Here is a 23,490-nt window from a genome sequence, read left to right as displayed (position 1 = left end):
GGGACCGGTCAACTGCCGGTCCCAGCCACGTGGTTCACACGGTGACGGGGGTGAACTGCACCGGCAGGGACTGCGGGCCGCGGGTGAACACCCCTTGTTCCACCGGGTCGAACCCGTCGGCGAGCCGCACGTCCGGCATCGCGTCGAGGAGCTGGCCGACGCCGATCTCGACCTCGGCCTTGGCGAGCAGCGCGCCGACGCAGAAGTGCCGGCCGAGCGCGAAGGACAGATGGTCGGCCGCCGCCGAGAACGCGTTCGTGGCGGTGAGGTCCTCGCGGAAGATGTCGAAGCGGTCGGGCTCCGAGTAGCGGTCCGCGTCGCGGTTGGCTGCGCCGATCAGACAGGTGACGGTCGCTCCCGCGGGGATCGTGCCGCCGCTCACCTCCACGTCGGTCGCCGACTGGCGCATGATCATGTGGACGGGCGGGGTGTAGCGCAGCGTCTCGGCGAAGGCGCGGGCGATCAGCGTGCGGTCCTTGCGGACCGCGTCGAGCTGCTCGGGGTGGGTGAGCAGGTTGGCGAAGAGGCTGGCGATGGCCTTGTCGGTGGTCTCGCCGCCGGCCGCGAGGAGCAGGCTGCAGAACGCCTTGATGTCCTCGTCGCTCATGCGGACGCCGTCGACCTCGGCGGCGCACAGCGAGGAGAGCAGGTCGTCGCCGAGGTTGTCCCGGCGCTGCCGGATGATCGGGATCATGTACTCGGCGAACTCGACGCGGGTGCGCTCACCGGCCGCCGCGACGTCCTTGTCACCGGACAGGTTGCCGAGGAACGCGATGACGGTGGTGTACCAGCCGTGGAAGCGCGCGTGGTCCGCCTTGTCCAGGCCCAGCATGTCGGCGATCACGTTGACGGGGAAGCGGGTGGCGTACTCGCCCACGAGGTCGACGGAGCCGGTGGCACGGAACGTGTCGATCAGTTCGCGGGAGTTGCGCTCGATGACCGGCAGGAACTTCTCCTGGAGGTCGCTCCCGCGGAACGCCGGCGCGACGAGCGCGCGGCGGACCGCGTGCTCACGCCCGCTGAGCTGGAGGATCGTCTTGCCGTGCACCGGCTCGATCTGCCAGTTGTAGTTGTCCGTCGTGAACTGCGACTCCCTGTCCTTGAAGACGCGCTCGACATCGGCGTACCGCGAGATGACGTAACTCCGCGTGGCCTCGTGCCAGATGAGCGGAGAGTGCTCACGCATGGCCGCGTAGGCCGGGTACGGATTCTCGGCGAACTCCGGCGACAGTATGTCGGGGACCTGTGCGGTGGACATGAAGCTCCCTCGGTCAGTAACAGGCAACGCCCACCAGGTTATTGATCATCCGTCGGCGGAGACAGCCCCCTCATGGTCTCGCCGCGGCGGTCGGCGTGACAGGCCGGGGCGCTCAGTCGTCGGAGCGGCAGATGATGAAGTCGGGGAAGACGTGGCGGCCGGTCCGGTCGCCGATCTCATCGATCGCTCGGCGGATGTCCTGCAGCTGCCCGACCGTCATCTCCAGCGGTGGCTCGTCCGGCTGACAGGTGGTCAGGACCGGGTAGTCGATGCCCGGCTTGCTGCTCATCTCGATGTGGCAGCCCAGCACATGAGTGACCGTACGGGTGGCGGCGAATTCGACCATGCGGTCGATGGACTCGGTGAACGCCGCCCAGTCCTCGACGTACAGCCGCCCGGGATAGACCGTGTCCCCGGTGAGCAGGAGCCCGGTGTGCGGGTCGTAGTAGGTGACGGCCGCCGCATGGTGGCCCGGGGTGGCCATGCACTCCAGCACGCGGCCGCCCAGGTCGACGCGGGCCACTCGGCCTTGGTCGTCCGCGAACCCGAAGAACGCCCAGGCGCTGTCACGATCCGCCCCGACCACGCGCGTGTGGGGCCGGTCGGCGAACTGGGCATCCGCCGCCACATGGTCCCCGTGGGCGTGGGTGTGCAGCACGAGGAGTTCGTAGGTGTCCCGGGGGTGCTCCGTCAGCCAGTCCCCGATGAGCCCGTCGACGACCCGGCGCAGGGGGAAGTACTCGGCGGAGGCGGTGGCTCCCGTGTCGATGAGTACGGCGCGCGCGTTGCCGAACAGCAGAAACAGGAAGGGCGCCTCGTCATGCACGGCCATGTTCTGGCGCAGGATGACCGTGTGCTCGTCATAGGGGTGCACCTGGATGTCCGGGTCGGTGTTGTGCTTCGCCGACTCCGATCCGTGGATCCAGCGCACGTCCAGCGCCAGCGGCACGGGCCCCTCGGTCACGAAGTCGACCTGCCGCGTGGTTCCACCCATTCCGCCTCCTCAAGAGAGTCGCCCTGCGAGGGCATCATCCTGGCCTCCGAACCGGGCTGAACGCGTGACGTGGGTAACGCGGAGGGGGCCGGGCCTGTGAAGCACCCCATAGGAGCCAGATCACATACTAGAGGCGGTAGTAGCAGATAAGGCCGCCCAGTGGTGCACAGAGGGCACCACATCAGGTCATTTCGGACATTCCTCCGTAGTGGGGTAGTACGTCACATCCTTGCGCACCCTCTCCGGGATCGCTAACTATGGCTGTCGTCCCGGAGAGCGGGTCGGAGCACGAGCGAAGTCGCTCGCTCCGGACCCCCGGGTCAGGACGCGGATCTCCACTCCGCTCCCAGCGCCACCACACGGCCGGCGCCGCACGATGTCCCCGAGCATGAAGAGGTAATCCCGCATGGCCTTCTCCACTCAGATCACCGCTGCCGCCCGCCCCACCCGCTTCAAGCGCGCCACCGTCACGGTCCTGGCCGCCGCCGGTCTCGCGGGCGCGGCACTGACCTTCGCCCCGTCCCCCGCGCAGGCCGCCGAGCCCGCCGCGGCGCCGAAGGCCGCTCCTTCGGTATCGACGAAGAAGGCCACCGACGGGAACAACGTCGACGCCTGGATCAACGAGGCCCTCAAGGTCATGAAGGCCAAGGGCATCCCCGGCTCCTACGAGGGTCTGCACCGCAACATCATGCGTGAGTCGTCCGGCAACCCGAACGCCGTGAACGGCTACGACGTCAACGCGGTCAAGGGCACCCCGTCCAAGGGCCTGCTGCAGGTGATCCAGCCGACCTTCAACGCCTACCACGTCGCCGGCACCGCCAACAGCCTGACGGACCCGGTCGCCAACATCACCGCGGCCGCCAACTACGCCGCCGACCGCTACGGCTCCATCGACAACGTCAACTCCGCGTACTGAGCCGTCGTCACCACACGCCGTAACTGATCCACGGCACACCTCAAACCCTCGAACGGAGGGCAGCGCCCATGCCGCACCACAGCGGAGACGAAGGGCACGCGCCCTCAGCCGACGCCCTTGACCACCCCGGCTACGGGTCCGCGAACCTGCACCGCTCACGCGGCAGGTCAAGCAGGAAACGGCTGCGCATCATCACCTACACCGCACTCGGCGCCGTCCTCGTCGGCGGCGGTGGCGTGGCCTACGCGTGGTCGCACCTGAACGGGAACCTCAAGGGCACGGACATCAACGCCGTACTGGGCAAGAACCGCCCGGACGCGGGCCACGACGGGGCGATGAACATCCTGCTCCTCGGCTCCGACTCGCGCGCCGGCACACACGGCAAGTACGGCACGGGCGTCACCGGCGCCCGCTCGGACACGGCGATGGTGCTGCACGTCGACAAGAGCCACAAAACGGCCTCCGTCGTCAGCATCCCCCGCGACACGATGGTCGACCGGCCGCAGTGCGCGAACCCGTCGGGCGGCACGGCACCGGGCGAGCCTCAGTCGATGTTCAACGCGGCGTACCAGGTAGGCGGCCCCGCCTGCACCGTGAAGACGGTGGAGAAGATGTCGGGCGTGCGCATGGACCACTATCTCGAGGTCGACTTCAAGGGCTTCCAGAAGTTCGTCGACGAGCTCGGCGGTGTCGACATCACCACCCACCGGGCCATCAGGGACACCAGCAGCCATCTGTCCCTGAGCGCAGGCAAGCACACCCTCAAGGGTGAACAGGCACTGGCACTCGTGCGGACCAGGCACGCCGTCGGCGACGGCAGCGACCTGGGCCGGATCCAGCTCCAGCAGACCTTCATCAAGGCACTGATCCACCGCGCCGAGTCGATCGGCGTGGTCAGCAACCCCGCCAGGGCGTACGAACTCGCCGACACCGCGACCAAGACCGTGAGTGCCGACTCCGGTCTCGCGTCCGCGGACAAACTGCTCGGTCTGGCGAAGGACCTGAAGGGCATCAGCCCCGACCACATGAACATGATCACGCTGCCCGTCAGTTACGACGCCCAGGACGCCGGCCGCGTCCTGCCGCTGACCAAGGCGTCCCACCAGGTCTGGCAGGCCCTGCGCGACGACCGGCCGATCCCCAAGTCCGTGACCGACAACTCGGTGGCCGCGCGGACCGACTCACCGGTGTCCGCCGGCGCCTAGCGCCTCTCGACCCGTGCGGTCACGGCAGGTCGGTGCGGCCCAGCCAGGCCGGCTTCACCGGCACCCCGTCCGCGTACCGGTCCACGGTCGGACCCGAGGGCGCCGGAGCGGCGTCCTCGGGCGGGGGCGCGGGCGACGGCACCGGCTGCGGCGCGGCGCTGTCCTTCACCAGCTCCGCGACCGTGAACCGGGAACTGAAGGACTGCCAGGCACCGTCGACGACGAGCAGGAACCCGTCGGCGGTACGGAAGATCCGACTGCGTTTCGGACTGCGTGGATGCTCCGGCGTGTAGCGCCCGATCCACTCCCCCAGCTCCGCCAGGGCCTCTTCACCGGGTTCCTCCGAGGATGCCCGGCCTTCAGGCCGGGGAGGAGTCGGACTCCTGCGGAGCAGGACAGGAGACAGGGGTTTCGCCCCCGGGGCGAAAGACCGTCCACCGCGTGTCGGGGCGAGCGTGCCGACAGCGATCAAAAACTCTCGACTGTCAGTCCTCCCGGGTAGGTTCGGGTGTATGACGAGTGGAGCGATCACGCAGGGGGCCGGGCATGCCCGGTACACCTTTCGTGTGCGCCTGTCGGCCACGGCCCGGCGCGCGCTCGACGCCGAGTGGGATCGCTGCCGGTGGCTGTGGAACGAGTGCGTGGCCAAGTCCAGGCAGGTCCACGCGCAGAGCAGAGCGGGCGGCGAGAAGCTGACGTGCGGTCCGGCCCAGCTCGACAAGCTGCTGACCGAGGCCCGCAAAGTGACGCCGTGGCTGGCTCAGGGCGCGTCCGTGCCGCAGCAGCAGGTGATCCGCGACTTCACCAAGTCGAGGGCGAAGGCGCTGAAGGACATCAAGGACCGGCTTGCGCAGCACCGTCGGGCGGGGATGCCCCACTTCAAGCGCAAGCGGGACGCCAAGCCGGGCATGAACTACACGAAGCGCGGTTTCCGGCTTAAGGACGGTCGTCTGCACCTCGCGGGCGGGATCGTGCTGAGCGTGGTGTGGTCGCGGGACCTTCCGGCCGACCCGTCGAGCGTTCGCGTGTACCAGGACACGCTTGGGCATTGGTACGTGTCCTTCGTCGCTCCCGCGCAGAGCGAACCGCTGCCCGCCACCGGGCGGGTTCTCGGGGTGGACTGGGGTGTGAAGGAGACGGCCACCACCACGGATGACGCCTACGACCTCCCGCATGCCGGGCACGGCAAGCGGGCCGCGCAGCGGCTCGCGAAGTACCAGCGGATGATGGCCCGGCGCCGGCGCCCGAAAGGGCAGCCCGCATCCAAGGGTTATCGGAAGGCGCAGGCACAGGCCGCCAAGGTGCACAAGAAGATCGCGAGGCAGCGTGAGGACACCGGCCGCAAGTGGGCCACGTCCGTGATGCGTGGCCATGACGGGGTTGCGGTGGAGGACTTCCGGCCGAAGTTCCTCGCGAAGACCACGATGGCCCGCACAGCGGCCGACGCCGCCATCGCCGCGACGAAGCGCGCCCTGGTCGAGATGGGCCGCAAACACGCACGGGACGTCCGTCTCGTGCACCCGGCGCACACCACGATGGAATGTGCGCAGTGCGCAGCGAGAACCAAGCACGCACTCCCTCTCTCGATGAGAACGTATGCCTGCACCGTGTGCGGAGCCGTGTCCCCCCGGGATAAGAACTCCGCCCGCGTGATGCTGGTCCGGGCAGGTTGGAACCCGGACGGTGCTGAGGGTGCAAGACCTCCTGGTCCGCTGGACCAGGAGGCTGCCTGAGCCGTAAATCCCCGCTCAGCCCTGGAGGGTGGAGAATCTCCTCCCTCCAGGGAGGGGAGCCTTCAAGTGAGCCCTCCACATGCGCGCGAAGCACGGACGCCTCCATGTGCTTGCGCTCCCCCGTACCCACGGTCATCTCGACGATCAGCCCCCAAGTGGCCATGCGCCGCCCCCTTTTCCGCTCGTTCGGCTCACCCACAGCGTAGGTGGCGGCCCACCTGGGCGATCAGCAGTGGCGGGCCGGAACACCCGCTCGTAGCTTCGCCATATGACCAAGCGACAGATTGCGTACCTCGCATGCACCGCGGCCGTCGTCGCGTCGAGCGTGGGGGCCGCGGCCCCGTCGGCCGACTGCCGATCGGTGCACCGGGTGAAACCGGGCGAGTCGATCCAGAAAGCCGTGAACACGGCAAAGCCGGGAGACGTCATCGTCCTCTCCCCCGGCACCTACCACGAGAGCGTCACCATCACCGTGTCCGGAGTGACGCTGCGGGGCGCGAGCGCCCGGTCCACCGTCATCGTCCCCGGCACGAAGTCCGCCGACAACGCATGTGCCAAGGCCGGCAACGGCATCTGCGTGACCGGGACCAAGAGCAAGCCCGTCGAACGCGTCACCGTGCGCTCCCTGACTCTTCGTGGTTTCACCAAGAACGGTCTGTGGGCGACGGGTACCGATCGTCTCCGGATCGAGGGAGTGACCTCCGAGAAGAACGGCCAGTGGGGCATCGGCCAGGAACGGTCCGTGCGCGGGGTGGTCCGCAACGACACGGTCGAGGGCAACGGCGACGCCGGCCTCTTCCTGGGCAACACGGTCTACGCCGAGGAGGGGGCCCTGGACACCGATGGGACGGTGGTCAGCCACAACCGGATGCTCGGCAACCGGATCGGCGTCACCGTGCGGCGGCTGCGGAACCTGGCGGTCGCGCACAACGAGGCGGCCGGCAACTGCGCCGCGATGATGCTCGTGGGTGACGAGAACAAACCGCGCCCCGGCGCACTGACGGTGCGGAACAACTACGTGCACGACAACAGCAAGTACTGCCCCGCGACCGCGCGCCTGCCCTACATCCAGGGGTCGGGCATCGTCCTCACCGGCGTCGAGGACTCGCTGTTGGCGGGGAACACCGTCGTGGACAACGTCGGCAAGGCCCCGATGTCGGGCGGCATCGTGCTCGCCAAGAACTTCAAGGGTGCCCTCAACCAGCGCAACGAGATCCGCGACAACCTCGTGATGGGCAACACGACCGACCTGGTCACCCAGGACAAGGGCAAGGGCAACAAGTACCGCGACAACAGGTGCGCGGTGTCCGTGCCCGCCGGAAGGTGCTGAGGGCCCATGCCATGTCCGCACACATCACGCCAGCAGAAGCGAGGCAACAGATGACGACCGTCGATCAGGCTCCCCAGTCACCCATGCGCCTGCGGGAGCTGGTTTTCGGGGCCGCGTGCGCCGCCGCCGTACGCGCGGCCGCCCGCCTGGGCGTGGCCGACGCCCTGGGCGACACGCCCATGAGCGTGGAGGACCTGGCGGCTGAGTTGAAGACCCAGCCGCTGACACTGCGCCGACTGCTGCGCGCACTGGCCAGCCAGGGCGTCTTCACGGAGCGCCCGGACGGCACGTTCGCGCACACGGACATGTCCCGGCTCCTGCGCGAGGACGACCCGCACAGCCTGCGCTACATCGCGCTGTGGTGCACCGAGCCGTGGACCTGGAACGTCTGGCCGAAGCTCGACGAGGCGGTGCGCCACGGCCGCAACGTCTTCGAGGACGTGTACGACACTGAGTTCTTCACCTATCTCAACGAGGAGGCTCCCGAGTCGGCGCACGTGTTCAACCGCGCCATGACGACGTCCAGCGAGCAGTCCGCGCGCGACGTCGCCGCCCTCCTCGATCTGGAGGGCGTGGCCTCGGTCGCGGACATCGGCGGCGGTCACGGGCAGGTCGTGGCCGGTCTGCTGGAGAAGCACCCCGACATGCACGGGACGCTGCTCGACCTGCCGGGGGTGGTCGAGAACGCCGATCCGCGCCTGCGCGACGGCGGTGCGCTGTCCTCACGGGTGCGCATCATCGCCGGTGACTGCCGCGAGGACATCCCGGTCCAGGCGGATGTCTACATCATCAAGAACATCCTGGAGTGGGACGACGACAGCACCCGCAGGGCGCTGGCCAACGTCCGCAAGGCGGCGCGGCCCGGTGCCCGCGTCATCGTCATCGAGAACCTCGTCGACGACACCCCGTCGATGAAGTTCACGACGTCCATGGACCTGCTGCTGCTCCTCAACGTCGGCGGCGCCAAGCACACCCGGCTGAGCATGGTCGAGCGGCTGACGGACGCGGGTCTCGTCCTCGGCGAGGTCCGTCCCGTCAACGCGTACCTGCACGCTTTCGAGTGCACCGTGCCCGCCTGACCCGCACACAGTCTCCGGACACAACCCGAGGCCGCCGGCTCCGCGTCTGACGCGGGACCGGCGGCCTCGGGTTGTGTCGTGCCCTCGCTCAGGAGGGGTTGTTCCGGTCCCAGTGGTAGAAGCGGTGCGCCATGGCGTCCTTGGGGCTGCGCCATGTCTGCGGGTCGTACGCGCTGACGTACGACGACAGCTGATCGCTGATGCTGCGGAACTCGGGGTGCCCGGCCACCTGTGCGATGGCGGGCGCCGGGTCCTCCTCGGACTCGATGAGGTGCAGGTACACGTCGCCGAACTGGAACAGGCTACGGCTCTTGACGCCGATCAGACGCGGGAGTTCACCTCGGTCGGAGGCGGCGAACACGTCGGAGATCGCCGGCGCCGAACCGGGCGCCATGCGGGCGACGATCAGGGCGTGATGCATCGGGATTCCTTCCTGGACGGGCGGGCGGGCGGTCGGCGGTCAGCGGGGCACGGCGGCCTTCTGGCGGTCACGGGCGACGCGCTCGATCTGGTCGCGGATGAGGCCCATCTGCGTGACGGAGTTGCGGTTGATGTTGTCCGTCATCCAGGCGTCGTCGACCGGGGCGTCGGGCTTCATGGCGAAGTCCTGCACCCAGTCCATACGGGTGCCTTCCGGGGTCTCCGTGTAGTCCCACCGGATGTCCATGTGCGCGAAGGGCCCGGTCTCGACGCGGCGGGCACGCACGGTCCGCTTGGCACGGTCCATGGTCCGCTCCGAGACCCAGCTCCAGACCTTCCCGTTGTCGTCCGGGTGCATGGTCAGGCGGAAGGTCGTCGTGTCGCCCTCGCGGGAGAGCACTTCGAGGGACGCGTACTCGCTGAAGAGCTGCGGCCAGTTCTCGATGTCGTTGGTGATGTCCCAGACGAGGTCGAGGGGCGCGTCGATGGTGATGCTGTTCTCCGTGTGTCCGGACATCTCAGGCTCCAGCCTTGAGGGTGCTGTTGACGAGGTCGAGGAACTCGCGGGGCGTCTTGCAGCGCTCCGAGTCCTGGGGAAGCGACTGGCCGTACCGGTTCTCGAGCTCGCCCACGATGCCGAGCAGGCCGAGGGAGTCGAGGCCGACGGAGTCGAACGGGAAGTCAGGCGACTGCTTGAGTCGCTGGGGGTCCACGGTGACGCCGGCCGCCTTCTTCATGAGGCCGGCCAGATCGTCGAAGGTCAGTTCTGCGGTGATCATGCGAATGTTCTCCTTCCCGCCCGGTCCTATCGGGCGGAGTCGCCGCCGCGGCGCACTACCAGCGCCGCGTTGGAGCCCATGAGTCCCCTGCTGAGGACCAGGGCGGTGCGCAGCTCGGCGGGGCGAGCGCGAGACATCACCAGGTCGAGGTCGTGGCAGATGTCGAACACATTGGGTGTGGGGGGTACGAGGCCGTTCTCCATGGCAAAGACGGCGGAGACGACATCCAGGACGGGCGCCGCGCAGTAGGCACGCCCCGTACCGGTCTTGGGTGCAGTGACGGGGACGCGGCTGCCGTGCGCACCCAGGGCGTCGGCGATGGCCAGCGCCTCGGCGCGGTCCGCCTCCGGTACACCCATGGCGTCGGCGAAGACCACGTCGATCTCCTCCGGGGCGCAGCCCGCCTCGTCGAGGGCGCCCTTGATCGCGCGGGCGAGCCCCTCTCGGGACTCCTCCCAGCGGGAGGCGCCGGTGAAGGTGGCCGAGTGGCCGGCCACCACGGCCCGGATGTCCGTCCCCCGCTCGCGGGCGCGGGTCTCGTCCTCGACGACGAGCATCGCGCCGCCCTCGGCGGGCGCGAACCCGCGGGCTCTCTCCGTGAAGGGCAGATAGGCCCGGTCGGGGTCCTCGGCGGTGCTGAGCTCGGGGTAGCCGAGCTGGCACACCATCGAGTACGGGGCGAGGGGTGCCTCGGCGGATCCGACGACCATGGCGCCGGTTCCGCGCCGTACGGTGCGGGCCGCGTGCGCGATGGCGTCAAGACCGCCCGCCTCGTCGCTCGCGACCACTCCGCACGGCCCCTTGAAACCGCTCCAGATGGAGATCTGTCCGGTGCTGGCGGCGTAGAACCAGGCGATGGACTGGTAGGGACCCACGAATTTGGAGCCCTGACCCCACAGCTTCTGGAGCTCCCGCTGTCCGAACTCACCGCCGCCGGAACCGGCCGCGGTGACCACGCCGATGGAGTACGGCTCCGCGGGGTCACCGCGGCCGAGCCCGGCTTCGTCGAGGGCGAGCGCCGCAGCGGCCATACCGAAGTGGGTGAACCGGTCCGTCTGGACGAGGAACCGCTCCTCGATGAGGCCCGCGGGATCGAAGCCGCGGACCTCACCGCCGACGCGGAGCGGCATGTCCTCGCATCCCTCGCGGGTGATCCGGTCCAGGGCGCCGAGGCCCTCCCGGACGGATTTCCAGTACGCGTCGGCGTGCAGTCCGTTGGGCGCGATCACACCGATCCCGGTGATGGCCGCGCCACGGGCGCGTTCACTGCTCATCGTGTCCTCCCACCTGGTTCGGTCAGGAGCACCGCGGACTGGAATCCGCCGAATCCGCTGCCGACGGAGAGCACGTTCCGCAGCTTTCGCGGGCGTGCGGTGCGCGGTACGTAGTCCAGGTCGCACTCGGGGTCGGGGGTCTCGTAGTTCGCCGTGGGCGGCACCACCTGGTGCTTCATGGCAAGGACGCAGGCGACCACCTCTATCGCGCCGATCGCGCCCAGGGAGTGGCCCACCATGGATTTGATGGAGCTCATGGGTGTGTCGTAGGCGTGAGCTCCCAGGGACACCTTGACCGCGGCCGTCTCATGGCGGTCGTTCTGTCTGGTGCCCGAACCGTGGGCGTTGACGTAGTCGATCAGCGTGGGGTCGAGGCGGGCCTGGCCGAGCGCGTTGTCGATCGCCCGGGCCATCTCCAGGCCTTCGCTGGTCAGACCGGTCATGTGGTAGGCGTTGCCATAGGTGGCGTAGCCGCTGAGCTCGCAGTAGATGTGCGCGCCACGCGCACGGGCGTGCTCGTAGTCCTCCAGGACGAGCACCGCGGCGCCCTCGCCCATCACGAAGCCGTTGCGGTCGGCGTCGAAGGGGCGGGAGGCGTGCTCGGGGTCGTCGTTGTTGGGCGACGTCGCCTTGATGGCGTCGAAGCACGCCATCGTGATCGGGGAGATCGGCGAGTCCGACGCCCCGGCGATGCAGATGTCGGCGCGGCCTTCCTCGATGGTGTGGAAGGCGTAGCCGACCGCGTCGAGCCCGGAGGTGCAGCCGGTGGACACCGTCTGCACCGGGCCCTGGGCACCGAACTGCTCGGCGACGACCGAGGCGAGTGTGCTCGGCGAGAACGCCATGTGCAGTTTCGGTTCTGCCGCGCGGTGGTCCACGTCCCAGCGCTTCCCGCCCTCGCTGACCAGCACGTAGTCCCGCTCCAGGCGGGTGGTGCCGCCGATGGCGCTGCCGAGGGACACCCCGATGCGCCAGGGGTCCTCGACCCCGGTGTCGAGTCCGGAGTCCTTGACGGCTTCGTCGGCGGCGATGACCGCGAACTGGATGTACCGGTCGGCGTGTTCGACCAGTTCCGGGTCGAGGCCGTGCGCGACCGGGTCAAGGTCGCACTCGGCGGCTATGCGTGAGCGCAGGCCCACCGGGTCGAAGAGCGTGATGCCTCGGGTCGCGGTACGGCCGTTGGCGAGAAGATCCCAGAACGCGCTCGCCCCGATACCACCCGGGGCGACTACACCGACTCCGGTGACAGCCACCCGCCGGGTCACGTTATGGCCCCACTACGCTCGGACGCCTGTCCGTGTCCTGGCGCGGTCAGGTCCGGACCGCCGGTGATGAACCCGGGTCCGGCTTCGGCGCCCTCGGTCACCTCCGTGTCGACGTGGCCGAGGCTGGGGCGCGGGGCGAGCGGGCCGAGGTGGAAGACCATACGGGCCTCCACGTCGCCGACGTTGCGGAAACGATGCCGCATGTTGATCGGGATCAACAGGCCCTGGTCCGGGCGGAGTTCATGCGTCTCGCCATCCAGGTCCACCTCGAGGGAGCCGTTGACGACGTAGACGAACTCCTCCGAGTACGGGTGGTAGTGCTCGCCGATGCGCTCGCCGGGCTGGACGAGGGCCAGGCCCATGAACCCGCTGGTGGAGCCGACCGTCGCGGGCGTGAGCATGGCCCGCAGGTCACCTCCTCGGCGGCGGTTTGGTTCGGTCTCGCTCAAGTCCACGATGCGTGGATTCTTGGTCATGGTTGATACCTCCGGGTGCGGCGGCGGCGTCCGGGGCAGCGCCCACGGACACCCCCGCAGTTGTCCGTCAGGAACCCGCCGAGCTGCGGTCGGTGATGGGCATCATGTCGGCGTGCGACAGGAGCCGGTTGATGTTGCGCTCCGTCTGCAGGGAGCCCTCGACACCGATCGCTGCGCCGTCGAGGAGCTGCTCGAGCTCCGCGCTCTTGTTCGCGCCCTTGAGTCCGAGGGAGGCGACGGGGTCGCTGTCGAGCTCACCCGTGATGTCGATGAGACGCACCACGATGTCGTCGCGCTGGAAGACGGTGCTGCCGTACACCGGGTTGTCCGGGTCGTCCGCCGCGATCGCGTCCTGCTCGGCCAGCAACCGGGCCAGGTCCATCCCGCGGCCCTTCTTGGCCGGGTAGTACAGCGCGTGACGCCGCAGGTCGCGCGGTACCGGAACGTCGGACACCACATGGTGGACGGCCGGGAGCGCGGCCCGGGTGAAGAAGACCCGCGCCGAATCGGCGTCGGTCAGGTCCCGGTGCTGCTCGAGGTAGGGGTTGATGGCTTCCTCGACCGCCTGCACCTCGGGCTGGCGGGCGACGTGACGCAGCGCGGCGAGGAGGTCGCCCTCCACCTCCACGGCACGCACGACGCGGTTGCCGTGCATGAAGAGCGAGGTGCGGCGCAGGCGGGTGGTGTCGTCGACCTGAGCTTGGGGTGACTGATACCCGGCCAGGATCTCCGCGACCTTCGACTCGGAGCCCGGCTTGACGGTGAAGGTGAGGGCGTGGCGCGCCGCGCCGTCGCCCACCCGGGCCGTCACCGCGTTCGCCGCCGCCGGCGCCGGCGTGACCGACTCGGCGGGGCTGGTCTCCCGGAGGATGCTGTAGCGCATCGACCGGGTGTCCTTGACGCAGCTGTGCATCGGCCTGACGGTCTCGACGTGCTCCTCGCTGTTCACCCAGGCGAGGAAGGGCGGGGCGCTCTCCCACTCGCTGGTGATGAGCCACTGCGAGGGGTTCTCGATCGACTGGCAGAGCTGGTCACTGATGTGACCGGGCACGGACGCGACCTGATTGCGCATGTGCTCGTACGCGTCCAGGAACTGCTGCTGCGCTCCCTCGTACAGGTCGAGCAGGAGGATCACTCGCAACTTGGAACCGTCGAAGGCCGACTGCGATATACGTCCTGAGATGGGGGTCATACGGCACACCTCTCCTCTTCTTCAGAAGATCAGGAACGACCACCGCGTCCGAAATGCCGGGGTCGCCATGAGCCGATCGTCGATCGGGCCCCCGGAGGGCGCGATCCACAAACGCCGTACGGGTGACCAAGGCACCCATCCGGGCGCTCCGAGGGGCGAAGCGACGCGGGGAGGCATGGACTGTGCACACAACCCCCGACTCACCCGCGGTGGCTGGGCTGCGGCTGGAGGCAAGCATTGACTCCTCCCCCTCGTAGGCGAGGGGGATTCCTAGCTCACGTCGCCTGCCCCCCGGCGGGGGGCAGGTCTTACACGATCAGCACTAGCCGGGTGGAAGACCAGCCCGGACCAGCATCACGCGGGCGGAGTTCTTGTCTCTGGGCGAGACGGCTCCGCGTGCGGTGCAGGCATACGTTCGCATCGAAAGAGGTAGTGCGTGCTTGGTTCTCGCTCCGCACTGCGCGCAGTCCATCGTGGTGTGCGCGGGGTGTACCAGATGGATGGTCCGGCCGTGCTTCCTGGCCATCTCGACAAGCGCCGCCTTGGTGGCGCCGATCGCGGCATCTGCTGCTTTCCTGGCCATGGTCGACTTCGCGAGGAACTTCGGCTTGAAGTCCTCGATGGCCAAGGCGTCGTGGTCACGGACGACCTTCTTGGCCCACTTGCGGCCGGTGTCCTGCCGCTGGGCCGCGACCTTGCGGTGCAGTTTCGCCCTCTGCCGCTTTGCCTCGCGGTATTCCTTCGATCCGGCCTGTCCCTTCGCGGGGCGGCGCCGGGCCATCATCCGCTGATAGCGGGCAAGTTTCTGCGCGGCTGTCCGCCCGTGCTGGCAATGGGGAAGGTCGTGGCCGTCGGATGTGGTGGTCGCGGTCTCCTTGACGCCCCAGTCGATTCCGATCACGCGACCGGTTACAGGCAGCCTCTCGCTCTGTGCGGGGACAACGAACGACGCCCACCAGTGCCCCACCGCATCGCGGTACACGCGCACCGACGAAGGCGGCTCGGGCAGCACGCGCGACCACACCGGCCGCACCACGATGTGACCGGCCAGATGCAGAATGCCGTCCTTGAGACGGAACCCCCGCTTGGTGTATTCGAGGGTGGGCAGCGCTTCCCGCTTCTTCTTGTACCTCGGCATCCCGGCCCGCTGCCGCATCGGCAACCGCGCCTTGATGTCCTTGAGGGCCTTCGCACGCGACTTGCCGAAGTCGCGTATCAGCTGCTGCTGAGGAACACAGGCACCATCGGCCAGCCACGGCGTACGCGATCGGGCCTCGGTCAGCATCGCCGCGAGCTGGACCGGCCCACACGTCGTCCTCTCGCCGCTGGCCCGGTTGTGCGCGTGGACGGCCTTGGACTTGGCGACGCACTCATTCCACACCCAACGCGCCCGGTCCCACTCAGCTTCGAGCGCAGTGCGGGCCGACACCGACAGACGCACACGGTAGGTGTACCGGCAATAGCCGGCCCCCTGCGTGGTCGCATCTGTCGTCATGCATCGGAACCTACCCGGGAGGACTGACAGTTGAGCCCCATTGCTCTGTGTGGTGCCCCTCGCCAGCGGTTTCGATGTACGCCGATCCGCCCTGGCGGCGAATCTGCTTTCCCTGCCCCGCTCACGCGGGAGCTTCGCTTCCTCCCCCGGCCAAAGCCGGGGGTATCCACGAAGGAGAAACGATGAACCGATCGGAAGCGGCGTCCGAGGGTGCCGAGCACGTGCCGGTACTCATCGTCGGCGGCTCCCTGGTGGGCCTTTCGACCTCGCTGTTCCTGGGGCGTCTCGGCGTCCCGCACATGCTCGTGGAGCGCCACTCGGGCACGTCGATCCATCCCCGCGGGCGCGGCAACAACGTGCGCACGATGGAGTTGTTCCGGGTGGCCGGAATCCAGCAGCGCATCGAGGACGCCGCGTCGGTCCTGGCCGACAACCACGGCATCCTGCAGACGCCGACCCTGGTGGGCGACGCCGGCGAGTGGCTGTTCAAGGAGATCGACCCCGGTGGCGGGCTCGCCCGCTTCAGCCCTGGCGGTTGGTGCCTGTGCAGTCAGAACGACCTCGAACCCGTACTTCTGGAGAGCGCGCGGGAGCTGGGCGGGGACCTGCGGTTCCACACCGAACTGATGTCGTTCGAGCAGAACGCCCAGGGTGTGACCGCGCAGCTCAAGAGCCGCGACACGGGCGAGCACACCACCGTCCGGGCGGACTACCTCGTCGCGGCGGACGGCCCGCGCAGCCCCATCCGCGAGCGGCTCGCCATCGGGCAGAGCGGCCCGGGCGACCTGTTCCACAACGTGAGCATCACGTTCACCTCGCGCGGTCTCGCGGACGCCGTCGGCGACCGGCGCTTCATCGTGTGCTACCTCACGAACCCAGAGGCCGACGGCGCCCTGCTGCCGGTCGACAACCGTGAGCACTGGGTGTTCCACGCTCCCTGGCACCCCGAGAACGGCGAGACGCTCGAGGAGTTCACTGACGAGCGCTGCACGGAACACATCCGGCGGGCCACCGGAGTTCCGGACCTCGATGTGCAGATCACCGGCAGGGCCGCCTGGCACGCCGCCGAGCGGGTCGCCGAACGGTACTCGGACCACCGGGTGTTCCTCGCCGGCGACTCTGCCCACGAGATGTCCCCCACCGGGGCGTTCGGCTCCAACACCGGTATCCAGGACGCGCACAACCTCGCCTGGAAGCTGGCCGCCGTCCTTGGCGGCTGGGCCGGCCCCGGTCTGCTGGAGTCCTACGACCTGGAGCGCCGGCCGGTCGCGGAGGCGACGAGCGCCCGCGCCTCGACGCGATCGGTCGAGCACAGCCACCCGGGATACACCCCCAACCCGGAAGCCGGCGGACCGGGCGGACCGGGAGCAGGCGGCCCCGGTGGCAAGAAGGGCGGAATCCTCAACGTGGCGCTGGGCTACCGCTATCCGCGCGGCGCGGTCCTCGGTGCCGACCCGGCGACGCCGGTCGTACCCGAGGGAATGCGGCTGACCGGCGAGCCCGGGAGCCGCGCGCCCCACATGTGGCTGAACCGCGCCGCCACCCGGGTCTCCACCCTCGACCTGTACGAGCGGTCGATGGTGCTCCTGAGTTCGGCGGACGGCGACGGCCCGTGGCACCACGCGGCCACGGCCATCGCGCAACGGATGGCCGTGCCGCTCGACTCGTACCGCATCGGCAATGGGCCCGACGCGGAGCTGTCCCCCGTAGGCGACGTGGACTGGGCGGAGACCCACGGTGTCGCCCCGGGGGGTGCGGTCCTCGTCCGCCCCGACGGGTTCGTCGCGTGGCGGTCCGAAGGGCCGGCGGCGGATCCCGGGAAGGAACTGCGGGACGCCCTCATGGGAGTCCTGGACCTGGACTGACAACTCCCGCCGACCTCAGACGAGATGGGCGAAGACGACCAGGTTGTCGATGTAGTCCTTCTTGACGTGGTCGTACACCCCGGTGCAGGTGATCAGCCGGACCTGAGCCTGAGGCGTGTCCCCGTAGACACGCTCGTTGGGGAAGTTGTTCTTCGCGAACGTCTCGACGCTGTCGACCACGAAGGAGGCCGTGCGCGAGTCGTCCCTCTGGACGGTGAAGGTGTCCCCCGGCTTCAGATTCCTGAGGCCGGCGAACACCGCGGCGGACGTCTTCGTGTCGACATGCCCGGCGATGATCGAGGTACCGGTCTCGCCCGGGGTCACGCCGTCGGCCATCCAGCCGACCAGGTTCGTGTCGGCGGCGGGCGGGGGCTGCAGCTGGCCCGTGGGGCCGATGGCGAGCGCGGTGAAGGGGGCGTTCACGCCGATCTTCGGGATGAGCAGCCGCGTGGGCCTGGCCGGCGGCAGATGCTTTCCGACGGGCGCCACGGACGCCGCGGACGGCACGGGCTCCTCGGGCGCCGCGGGCGGCACGGGCGCGGCGGGCGGCTCGGGCGGCTCCGACGGCGCGGGCGGCACGGCGTCCGAGGACGGCGCGTACGCCACCGCGGGCCCCGACGCACCGGAGGAATCGGATGTGTCTGACGTCGTGTCATTACCGCCGAACAGACTCACCGCCAGGACGACGATTCCGACGGACCACACGATCCACGCGCCGATGCGGGATCGGCGCCCGGGCGGCACGGACTCGGTCTGATTGGGGGAAGGCAACCGGGCTGCCATCTGGCATCACCTCACTGGAACGAGCAGATCTGGAACAGCACAAGAAGATCGGGATCGGCAAAAGGGTCCGATAACAGCGCAAGCGCGGTTCGGGACCGCGCAGCCAGGTCGGGAGCTTCAAGAGGGAACTACGCAAAAACGAAGGCAGCCGGGCCGCCGCGACGTGTTAACGCGGCGGCCCCGGCTGCTATGACGGGCACCGGTCAGGACGCGTCGGATGCGCGCTTACGGCGCATCGCGAACGCGCCGGCCGCGGCGACCCCGAGAATCGCGATGCCGCCTGCGGTGACACCCGGCGTGGTGGCGAGCCCGCCACCACCGGTGTGCATGCCACCACGCGGCTTGCCGTGGTCGTCGCGCTCCTTGCCGTAGCCGCCGCGGTCGTCCTTGCCGGAGTCGGAGCCCCATGAGCCCTTGCCGGAGTCGTCGCCGTCCTTCTTGTAGCTCTCCGGGTCGTACTTCTCCTTGTCCTTGGTCCAGTCGTCGTCGTTCACCAGGGTGAGGGCGCCACCACCGGTGTGCATGCCACCACGCGGCTTGCCGTGGTCGTCGCGCTCCTTGCCGTAGCCGCCGCGGTCGTCCTTGCCGGAGCCGTGCTCGTCCTTGCCGGAACCGTGCTCGTCCTTGCCGGAGCCGTGCTCGTCCGAGTCACCCTTCTTGTTCTCGTCCTGGCTCCAGTCGTCGTCCCCATCGTCCCCCTTCACCATGGAGAGGGCGCCACCACCGGTGTGCATGCCACCACGCGGCTTGCCGTGGTCGTCGCCGTAGCCGCCGCGGTCGTCCTTGCCGTAGCCGCCGTCCTGCTTGCCGTGGTCGTCACCGCGCTTCTTGTCGCCGCGGTCGCCGTGCTCGTCCGAGTCACCCTTCTTGTTCTCGTCCTGGCTCCAGTCGTCGTCCCCGTCGTCCCCCTTCACCACGGTGAGGGCGCCACCACCGGTGTGCATGCCACCACGCGGCTTGCCGTGGTCGTCGCCGCGCTCCTTGCCACCGCGGTCGTCCTTGCCGGAGCCGTGCTCGTCCTTGCCGTAGCCGCCACGGTCGTCCTTGCCGGAGCCGTGCTCGTCCTTGCGGTTGCTGTCCTTGTCGTGCTCCGAGCTGTAGGAAGAGCCGTCGTTGTCCCAGTCGCCTGCGGCGGCGGCGAACGCACCAGGAGCAGCGATGGCGAGTGCGGCCGTAGCCGTCGCGGTAGCGAGAAGCATGCGGGCAGTACGCATCGTCGAAGTCCTTCCGCCACGGCCGAGCCACTGACGCTTTGTCAGCTCGAATTACTCGGCCCCGACCTGATCACCGTCAGTCAAAGGCAGCCCGCGCACCACTCGAGCCACGCGCGGGATCGATGGCCGCGACGTCACCCAATCGGCCTCCAATGGCTCGACTCTGGGGCAAGTCACAGATCCTGACCAGGCATTTCGCCACAGAGGTTCCCTGACTTCCCGCTCGCAGACCGATTTGAGGACAACCCGATCGGCCCCGACACGACTGCGCGCACCCGACCCATCCGGACCAGCGGCTTGACGCACCCCGATCGCTGACGACGGGTCCGATCCCCGCGTCCTCATCGCTGACGCCCAGTCCGATCCGGCAGTCCTCTTCGCTGACGAGGCGTCCGACCCGCGCCCGCCCTGATCCCTGACGACGGGTCTGATGCGCCGGTCGTCATCCCTGACGACGTGTCCGACCCCTACGCCCTCGTCACTGACGATCAGTCTGATCCACCTGGCCCAGCGACTGGGGAGGCTCATGGGCGTCGCGCTGTCGCGACACGCCGACGCGCACGGAACTTGACGCTGCTCACCGTCTCCTCATGGTGGCTCCCCGCATAGCACCGCCCAAAACTATGGTGCCCCACCACATGTGCCGTTGACCTGCGTCTTTCTACCTTGTGCCGACACGTACCCGTCCCCGCCCAACGCCTGGAAGTGGTCCACATGGCCTCCGCAGCAACCGCTCCCCCACCGCCCGCGAGCCTCCGGCGGATCGTCGCCGCGAGCCTCATCGGCACCACGATCGAGTGGTACGACTTCTTCCTCTACGGTTCCGCCGCCGCACTGGTCTTCAACAAGCTCTTCTTCCCCAACACCGACCCGCTCGTCGGCACGCTCCTCTCGTTCCTGACGTACGCTGTCGGATTCGCGGCGCGGCCGCTCGGCGCGCTCGTCTTCGGGCACTACGGCGACCGGATCGGCCGCAAGAAGCTGCTGGTCCTGAGCCTGCTCATGATGGGCTCGGCGACGTTCGCGATCGGCCTCCTGCCGACGTACGCCACGGTCGGCGTGGCCGCTCCCGTACTGCTCACCGTCCTGCGCCTGATCCAGGGCTTCGCGCTCGGCGGCGAGTGGGGCGGCGCCGTGCTCCTCGTCTCCGAGCACGGGGACGCCAAGCGGCGCGGTTTCTGGGCCTCCTGGCCACAGACCGGAGCGCCCGCGGGACAACTGCTCGCCACCGGCGTGCTCTCCTTGCTGACCGCGCTCATCTCCGACTCCGCCTTCACCGCGTGGGGCTGGCGCATCCCGTTCCTGCTGTCCGGCGTCCTCGTCATGGTCGGACTGTGGATACGTCTGTCCGTCGATGAGTCACCTGTCTTCAAGGAGGCGCTGGCCCGGGCCGAGGCACGCAAGGCCGCATCGGGCGACGCGAGCGAGAAGACGCCGCTCGTCGACGTGCTGCGCCACCACTGGCGCGACGTCCTCGTCGCCATCGGCGCCCGCATGGCCGAGAACATCAGCTACTACGTCATCACCGCCTTCATCCTCGTGTACGCCACCACGTCGGCCGGTGTCTCCAAGCAGACCGCGCTGAACGCCGTACTCATCGCCTCCGCCGTACACTTCGCGGTCATCCCGGCCTGGGGCGCGCTCTCCGACCGGGTCGGACGCAGGCCCGTCTATCTGCTCGGGGCCGCGGGCGTGGGCCTGTGGATGTTCCCGTTCTTCTCGCTCATCGACACCGGGGGCTTCGGGAACCTGATCCTCGCCGTGACCGTGGGCCTCGTCCTGCACGGGGCGATGTACGCACCGCAGGCGGCCTTCTTCTCCGAGATGTTCGCGACGCGGATGCGCTACTCGGGCGCCTCGATCGGCGCGCAGTTCGCCTCGGTCGCCGCCGGAGCGCCCGCGCCGCTCATCGCCACTGCGCTCTTCGTGGACTACGGCAACTCCACCCCGATCGCTCTGTACGTGATCGCCGCCGCCGTCCTGACGCTGATCGCGGTGGGCGTCGCGAAAGAGACCAGGCATCGCGACCTGGCCCAGATCGACGAGGACGACGCCGCCGGCGAGAAGTCGGCCGCGGCCCGAACGGCGGACGCCCACACCGCCTGACCCGGCCACCGCTCCCCCGGCCCCCGTACGCACCCCGCGTGCGGGGGCCTTGCCGTCACACGACACACTGAGCACCGCGACCCGCGACCCGCCCGTCAGCCCGATATCGTCCCGGCCAACCGGTGCAGCCGCAGCGCGAGTTGGATCTCCAGGGCACGCGCGGGCGACTGCCAGTCCGGGCCGAGCAGGCGCCCTATTCGCTCCAGGCGTTGCGCCACCGTGTTCACGTGCACGTGCAGCGCGTCCTTGGTGCGGGCCGGGCTCATGCCCGAGGCGAAGTACGCGTCGAGCGTGCGCACGAGGTCGGTCCCCCTGCGCCGGTCGTACGTCACGACCTCTCCCATGGTGCGTTCGACGAACCCGGAGATGTCCCGGCTCTCCGCGAGGAGCAGACCGAGGAAGCCGAAGTCCTCCGCGGCCGCGCCCTCCCCCACTCTGCCGAGCAGGCGCAGGGCGTCCAGGCAGCGCTGCCCCTCCGCGTAGGCCGCGGCGACGGTGTCGGTGCGGTCGGCCAGGTCCTCCACGGGGGCCGACGCGCCGACCGTCACCTGCTCGTGGACCGCGGAGGACAGGTGCTTGGCGGTGCGGCGGGCGAGGTCGGAGGCCCGGTCCGAGGCGCTCAGGGGAAGCAGCAGGACCGTTCCCCCGTCGCGCGCGGCGGCGAGCCCGTGCCGAGTGGCGGCGAGGTGGGACGCGGCGGACCACAGGCGGCGCCGTGCGGCGGCCTCATGTTCGGCGTCGGCGCCCTGGGTCTCCAGGCGCGCGGCCAGGACCACATGCGTGGCGTCCAGGTCGGCGTGCAGCCGCGCGGCGCGCTCCCGCAGCAGTCGCGGGTCCCGGTCCCGCGCGTCGAGCAGATCGTCCAACAGCTCTCCCCGCACGCGCTGTTCGGCCTCGGAGGCGGAGCGCCGGGCGAGCAACAGGAGCGAGGTGACCATGGCGGCGCGCTCCAGGGTGCGCTGGTCGACGGGGTCGAGCCCCGGGTGGCCGCGCAGCACGAGCGCGCCGAGGAGCTCGCCGCCCGCCGCGACGGCGGCGACCCAGTCGTCCCCGTCCCGCACCGCGTGCCCGTCGGCACGCGAAGCGTCGAGGGGTTTGTCGGGGGCGGTGACCGCGTCGGCGAACTCCACCGTCCCGTCGAGGACTTGGGACACGGCGGCCGCCACGTCGTGGACGCCGCCGCCCCGCAGGACGAGTTCGGCGAGGCGGTCGTGGACGTCGGACGCGCGCTCGATGACGTCGCCACGGTCCCGGATGATCTCGTTGGCGTGCTCCAGCTCGCCGAGCGCCTCCCGGGTCTCGGAGAGCAGGTTCGCGGTGTCGATGGCGGCCGCGGCGAGCGCCGCGAACGAGCCGAGCAGCGCGATCTGCTCCCGCTCGAAGACCCGGGCACGCCGGTCCGCGGCGAACAGCACGCCGATGACATGGGGGCCGAGCATCAGTGGCACGCCCAGGATCGCGACGAGACCCTCGTCATGGACACCCGTGTCGATGGTGCGCGTGTGCTTGAAACGGACGTCCTGGGCGTAGTCCGCGGTGACGTAGGGCCGGGCGGTCTGGGCGACGAGTCCGCCGAGCCCCTCGCCCATGCCGAGCCTGAGCTGCTGGAAGCGCGCGGCGACGGAGCCCTCGGTGACGCGCATGTAGGTGTCGCCCCTGGCCGGGTCGTTCAGCGTCAGATAGGCGACGTCCGTGCCGAGGAGGGAGCGGGCGCGCTGCACGATGGCCTGGAGGACGGCGCCCAGGTCGCGCAGGCCCGCGAGATCGTGCGCGGTCTCGAAGAGCGCGGACAGCTCCGCCTCGCGGCGGCGCCTGCCTTCGAGGTCGGCACGGACGCGCAGGGCGAGCCCCTTGGCGTGTTCGAGGGCGTCGATCCGCCCCGGTGGTTCGCCCTCGGCGCGGGCGACCAGCACGGGCTGTTCGTAGGCGTCGGCGGACGCGCCCCGGGCGAGGAGCTCGAGGAACGGCGCCTCGGCACTCGATGCGGGGCGTTCAGAGCCTGCGGGGCCTGACGGGGACTGTGCTGGATCGTGCGACATGCTCAACAGGATTACCCGTCGTACGGCCGGCCCCGCCAGCCCTGTGGACAACTCAACTGATCAGACA

At 69.5% G+C, this 23,490-nt stretch carries 21 protein-coding genes; 8 read left to right on the top strand and 13 right to left on the bottom strand.

Annotated features, from left to right (window positions below; all coding sequences use genetic code 11):
• Nucleotides 1-34 precede the first annotated feature (34 nt).
• Nucleotides 35-1,258: a cytochrome P450 gene (locus tag OG456_RS33525; protein ID WP_266567636.1), complete on the bottom strand. Its 1,224-nt coding sequence runs from the start codon at nucleotides 1,256-1,258 to the stop codon at nucleotides 35-37.
• Nucleotides 1,259-1,370: 112 nt separating this feature from the next.
• Entirely contained in the window at nucleotides 1,371-2,252 is an 882-nt protein-coding gene (locus OG456_RS33520) for an MBL fold metallo-hydrolase (protein ID WP_266567634.1), read from the bottom strand.
• Between the two features lie 406 nt (nucleotides 2,253-2,658).
• Here OG456_RS33520 and OG456_RS33515 point away from each other — a divergent pair, with 406 nt between their 5' ends.
• From OG456_RS33515 to OG456_RS33490, 6 genes are all read left to right on the top strand, one after another.
• Nucleotides 2,659-3,168: a transglycosylase SLT domain-containing protein gene (locus tag OG456_RS33515; protein ID WP_266567632.1), complete on the top strand. Its 510-nt coding sequence runs from the start codon at nucleotides 2,659-2,661 to the stop codon at nucleotides 3,166-3,168.
• Nucleotides 3,169-3,236: 68 nt separating this feature from the next.
• The gene (locus tag OG456_RS33510) at nucleotides 3,237-4,373 is read left to right on the top strand and encodes an LCP family protein (RefSeq protein WP_266567630.1); all 1,137 of its coding nucleotides are present in this window, start codon (nucleotides 3,237-3,239) and stop codon (nucleotides 4,371-4,373) included.
• Between the two features lie 32 nt (nucleotides 4,374-4,405).
• Nucleotides 4,406-4,666, top strand: a complete 261-nt coding sequence (locus tag OG456_RS33505; RefSeq protein ID WP_266567628.1) for a hypothetical protein — start codon at nucleotides 4,406-4,408, stop codon at nucleotides 4,664-4,666.
• Between the two features lie 219 nt (nucleotides 4,667-4,885).
• On the top strand, nucleotides 4,886-6,106 hold the full coding sequence (locus OG456_RS33500; protein WP_266567626.1) for a transposase: 1,221 nt from the start codon (nucleotides 4,886-4,888) through the stop codon (nucleotides 6,104-6,106).
• Nucleotides 6,107-6,374: 268 nt separating this feature from the next.
• A complete protein-coding gene (locus tag OG456_RS33495) occupies nucleotides 6,375-7,436 on the top strand; it encodes a nitrous oxide reductase family maturation protein NosD (protein ID WP_266567624.1) in 1,062 nt (353 codons plus the stop codon).
• Nucleotides 7,437-7,486: 50 nt separating this feature from the next.
• Nucleotides 7,487-8,515 carry a methyltransferase gene (locus OG456_RS33490; protein WP_266567622.1) on the top strand — a complete coding sequence of 343 codons (1,029 nt, stop codon included), beginning with the start codon at nucleotides 7,487-7,489 and terminating at the stop codon, nucleotides 8,513-8,515.
• Nucleotides 8,516-8,603: 88 nt separating this feature from the next.
• Here the strand turns inward: OG456_RS33490 and OG456_RS33485 are convergent, their stop codons facing one another.
• From OG456_RS33485 to OG456_RS33450, 8 genes are all read right to left on the bottom strand, one after another.
• Complete coding sequence (locus tag OG456_RS33485; RefSeq protein WP_266567620.1) at nucleotides 8,604-8,936, bottom strand: TcmI family type II polyketide cyclase; 333 nt, start codon at nucleotides 8,934-8,936, stop codon at nucleotides 8,604-8,606.
• 39 nt (nucleotides 8,937-8,975) lie between these two features.
• A complete protein-coding gene (locus OG456_RS33480) occupies nucleotides 8,976-9,452 on the bottom strand; it encodes an SRPBCC family protein (RefSeq protein ID WP_266567618.1) in 477 nt (158 codons plus the stop codon).
• Nucleotide 9,453: 1 nt separating this feature from the next.
• Complete coding sequence (locus OG456_RS33475; RefSeq protein ID WP_266567616.1) at nucleotides 9,454-9,714, bottom strand: acyl carrier protein; 261 nt, start codon at nucleotides 9,712-9,714, stop codon at nucleotides 9,454-9,456.
• 26 nt (nucleotides 9,715-9,740) lie between these two features.
• Nucleotides 9,741-10,988, bottom strand: coding sequence for a ketosynthase chain-length factor (locus OG456_RS33470; protein WP_266567614.1), 1,248 nt, complete (start codon nucleotides 10,986-10,988; stop codon nucleotides 9,741-9,743).
• Nucleotides 10,985-12,253, bottom strand: a complete 1,269-nt coding sequence (locus OG456_RS33465) for a beta-ketoacyl synthase (protein WP_266567612.1) — start codon at nucleotides 12,251-12,253, stop codon at nucleotides 10,985-10,987. Before OG456_RS33465 ends, OG456_RS33470 begins: the two co-directional genes overlap by 4 nt.
• Entirely contained in the window at nucleotides 12,250-12,729 is a 480-nt protein-coding gene (locus OG456_RS33460; RefSeq protein ID WP_266567610.1) for a cupin domain-containing protein, read from the bottom strand. The genes OG456_RS33465 and OG456_RS33460 overlap by 4 nt, the downstream gene beginning before the upstream one ends.
• Nucleotides 12,730-12,796: 67 nt before the next feature.
• Nucleotides 12,797-13,921, bottom strand: a complete 1,125-nt coding sequence (locus OG456_RS33455) for a SchA/CurD-like domain-containing protein (RefSeq protein WP_266567605.1) — start codon at nucleotides 13,919-13,921, stop codon at nucleotides 12,797-12,799.
• 322 nt (nucleotides 13,922-14,243) lie between these two features.
• Nucleotides 14,244-15,416 carry a transposase gene (locus OG456_RS33450; protein WP_266567597.1) on the bottom strand — a complete coding sequence of 391 codons (1,173 nt, stop codon included), beginning with the start codon at nucleotides 15,414-15,416 and terminating at the stop codon, nucleotides 14,244-14,246.
• A gap of 182 nt (nucleotides 15,417-15,598) precedes the next feature.
• On the opposite strand from OG456_RS33450, the gene OG456_RS33445 reads away from it, so the two are divergent.
• Nucleotides 15,599-17,281 carry an FAD-dependent monooxygenase gene (locus OG456_RS33445; protein WP_266567595.1) on the top strand — a complete coding sequence of 561 codons (1,683 nt, stop codon included), beginning with the start codon at nucleotides 15,599-15,601 and terminating at the stop codon, nucleotides 17,279-17,281.
• A 15-nt stretch (nucleotides 17,282-17,296) separates the two neighbouring features.
• On the opposite strand, the gene OG456_RS33440 is transcribed toward OG456_RS33445, so the two are convergent.
• Complete coding sequence (locus tag OG456_RS33440; RefSeq protein ID WP_266567593.1) at nucleotides 17,297-18,064, bottom strand: class F sortase; 768 nt, start codon at nucleotides 18,062-18,064, stop codon at nucleotides 17,297-17,299.
• Nucleotides 18,065-18,267: 203 nt separating this feature from the next.
• Nucleotides 18,268-19,278, bottom strand: coding sequence for a hypothetical protein (locus OG456_RS33435; protein ID WP_266567591.1), 1,011 nt, complete (start codon nucleotides 19,276-19,278; stop codon nucleotides 18,268-18,270).
• A gap of 714 nt (nucleotides 19,279-19,992) precedes the next feature.
• Between OG456_RS33435 and OG456_RS33430 the strand changes: the two genes are divergently transcribed.
• Nucleotides 19,993-21,384, top strand: a complete 1,392-nt coding sequence (locus OG456_RS33430; RefSeq protein ID WP_266567589.1) for an MFS transporter — start codon at nucleotides 19,993-19,995, stop codon at nucleotides 21,382-21,384.
• Between the two features lie 95 nt (nucleotides 21,385-21,479).
• Here OG456_RS33430 and OG456_RS33425 read toward each other — a convergent pair whose 3' ends face one another.
• Complete coding sequence (locus OG456_RS33425) at nucleotides 21,480-23,423, bottom strand: helix-turn-helix domain-containing protein (RefSeq protein WP_266567587.1); 1,944 nt, start codon at nucleotides 23,421-23,423, stop codon at nucleotides 21,480-21,482.
• Nucleotides 23,424-23,490 lie beyond the last annotated feature (67 nt).

Origin of the sequence: Streptomyces sp. NBC_01446, from assembly GCF_026340095.1 — a bacterium.
Lineage (GTDB): Bacteria > Actinomycetota > Actinomycetes > Streptomycetales > Streptomycetaceae > Streptomyces > Streptomyces aureus.
Note: the sequence above shows the minus strand (reverse complement) of the source record. Positions and strands in the feature narration are given on the sequence as shown.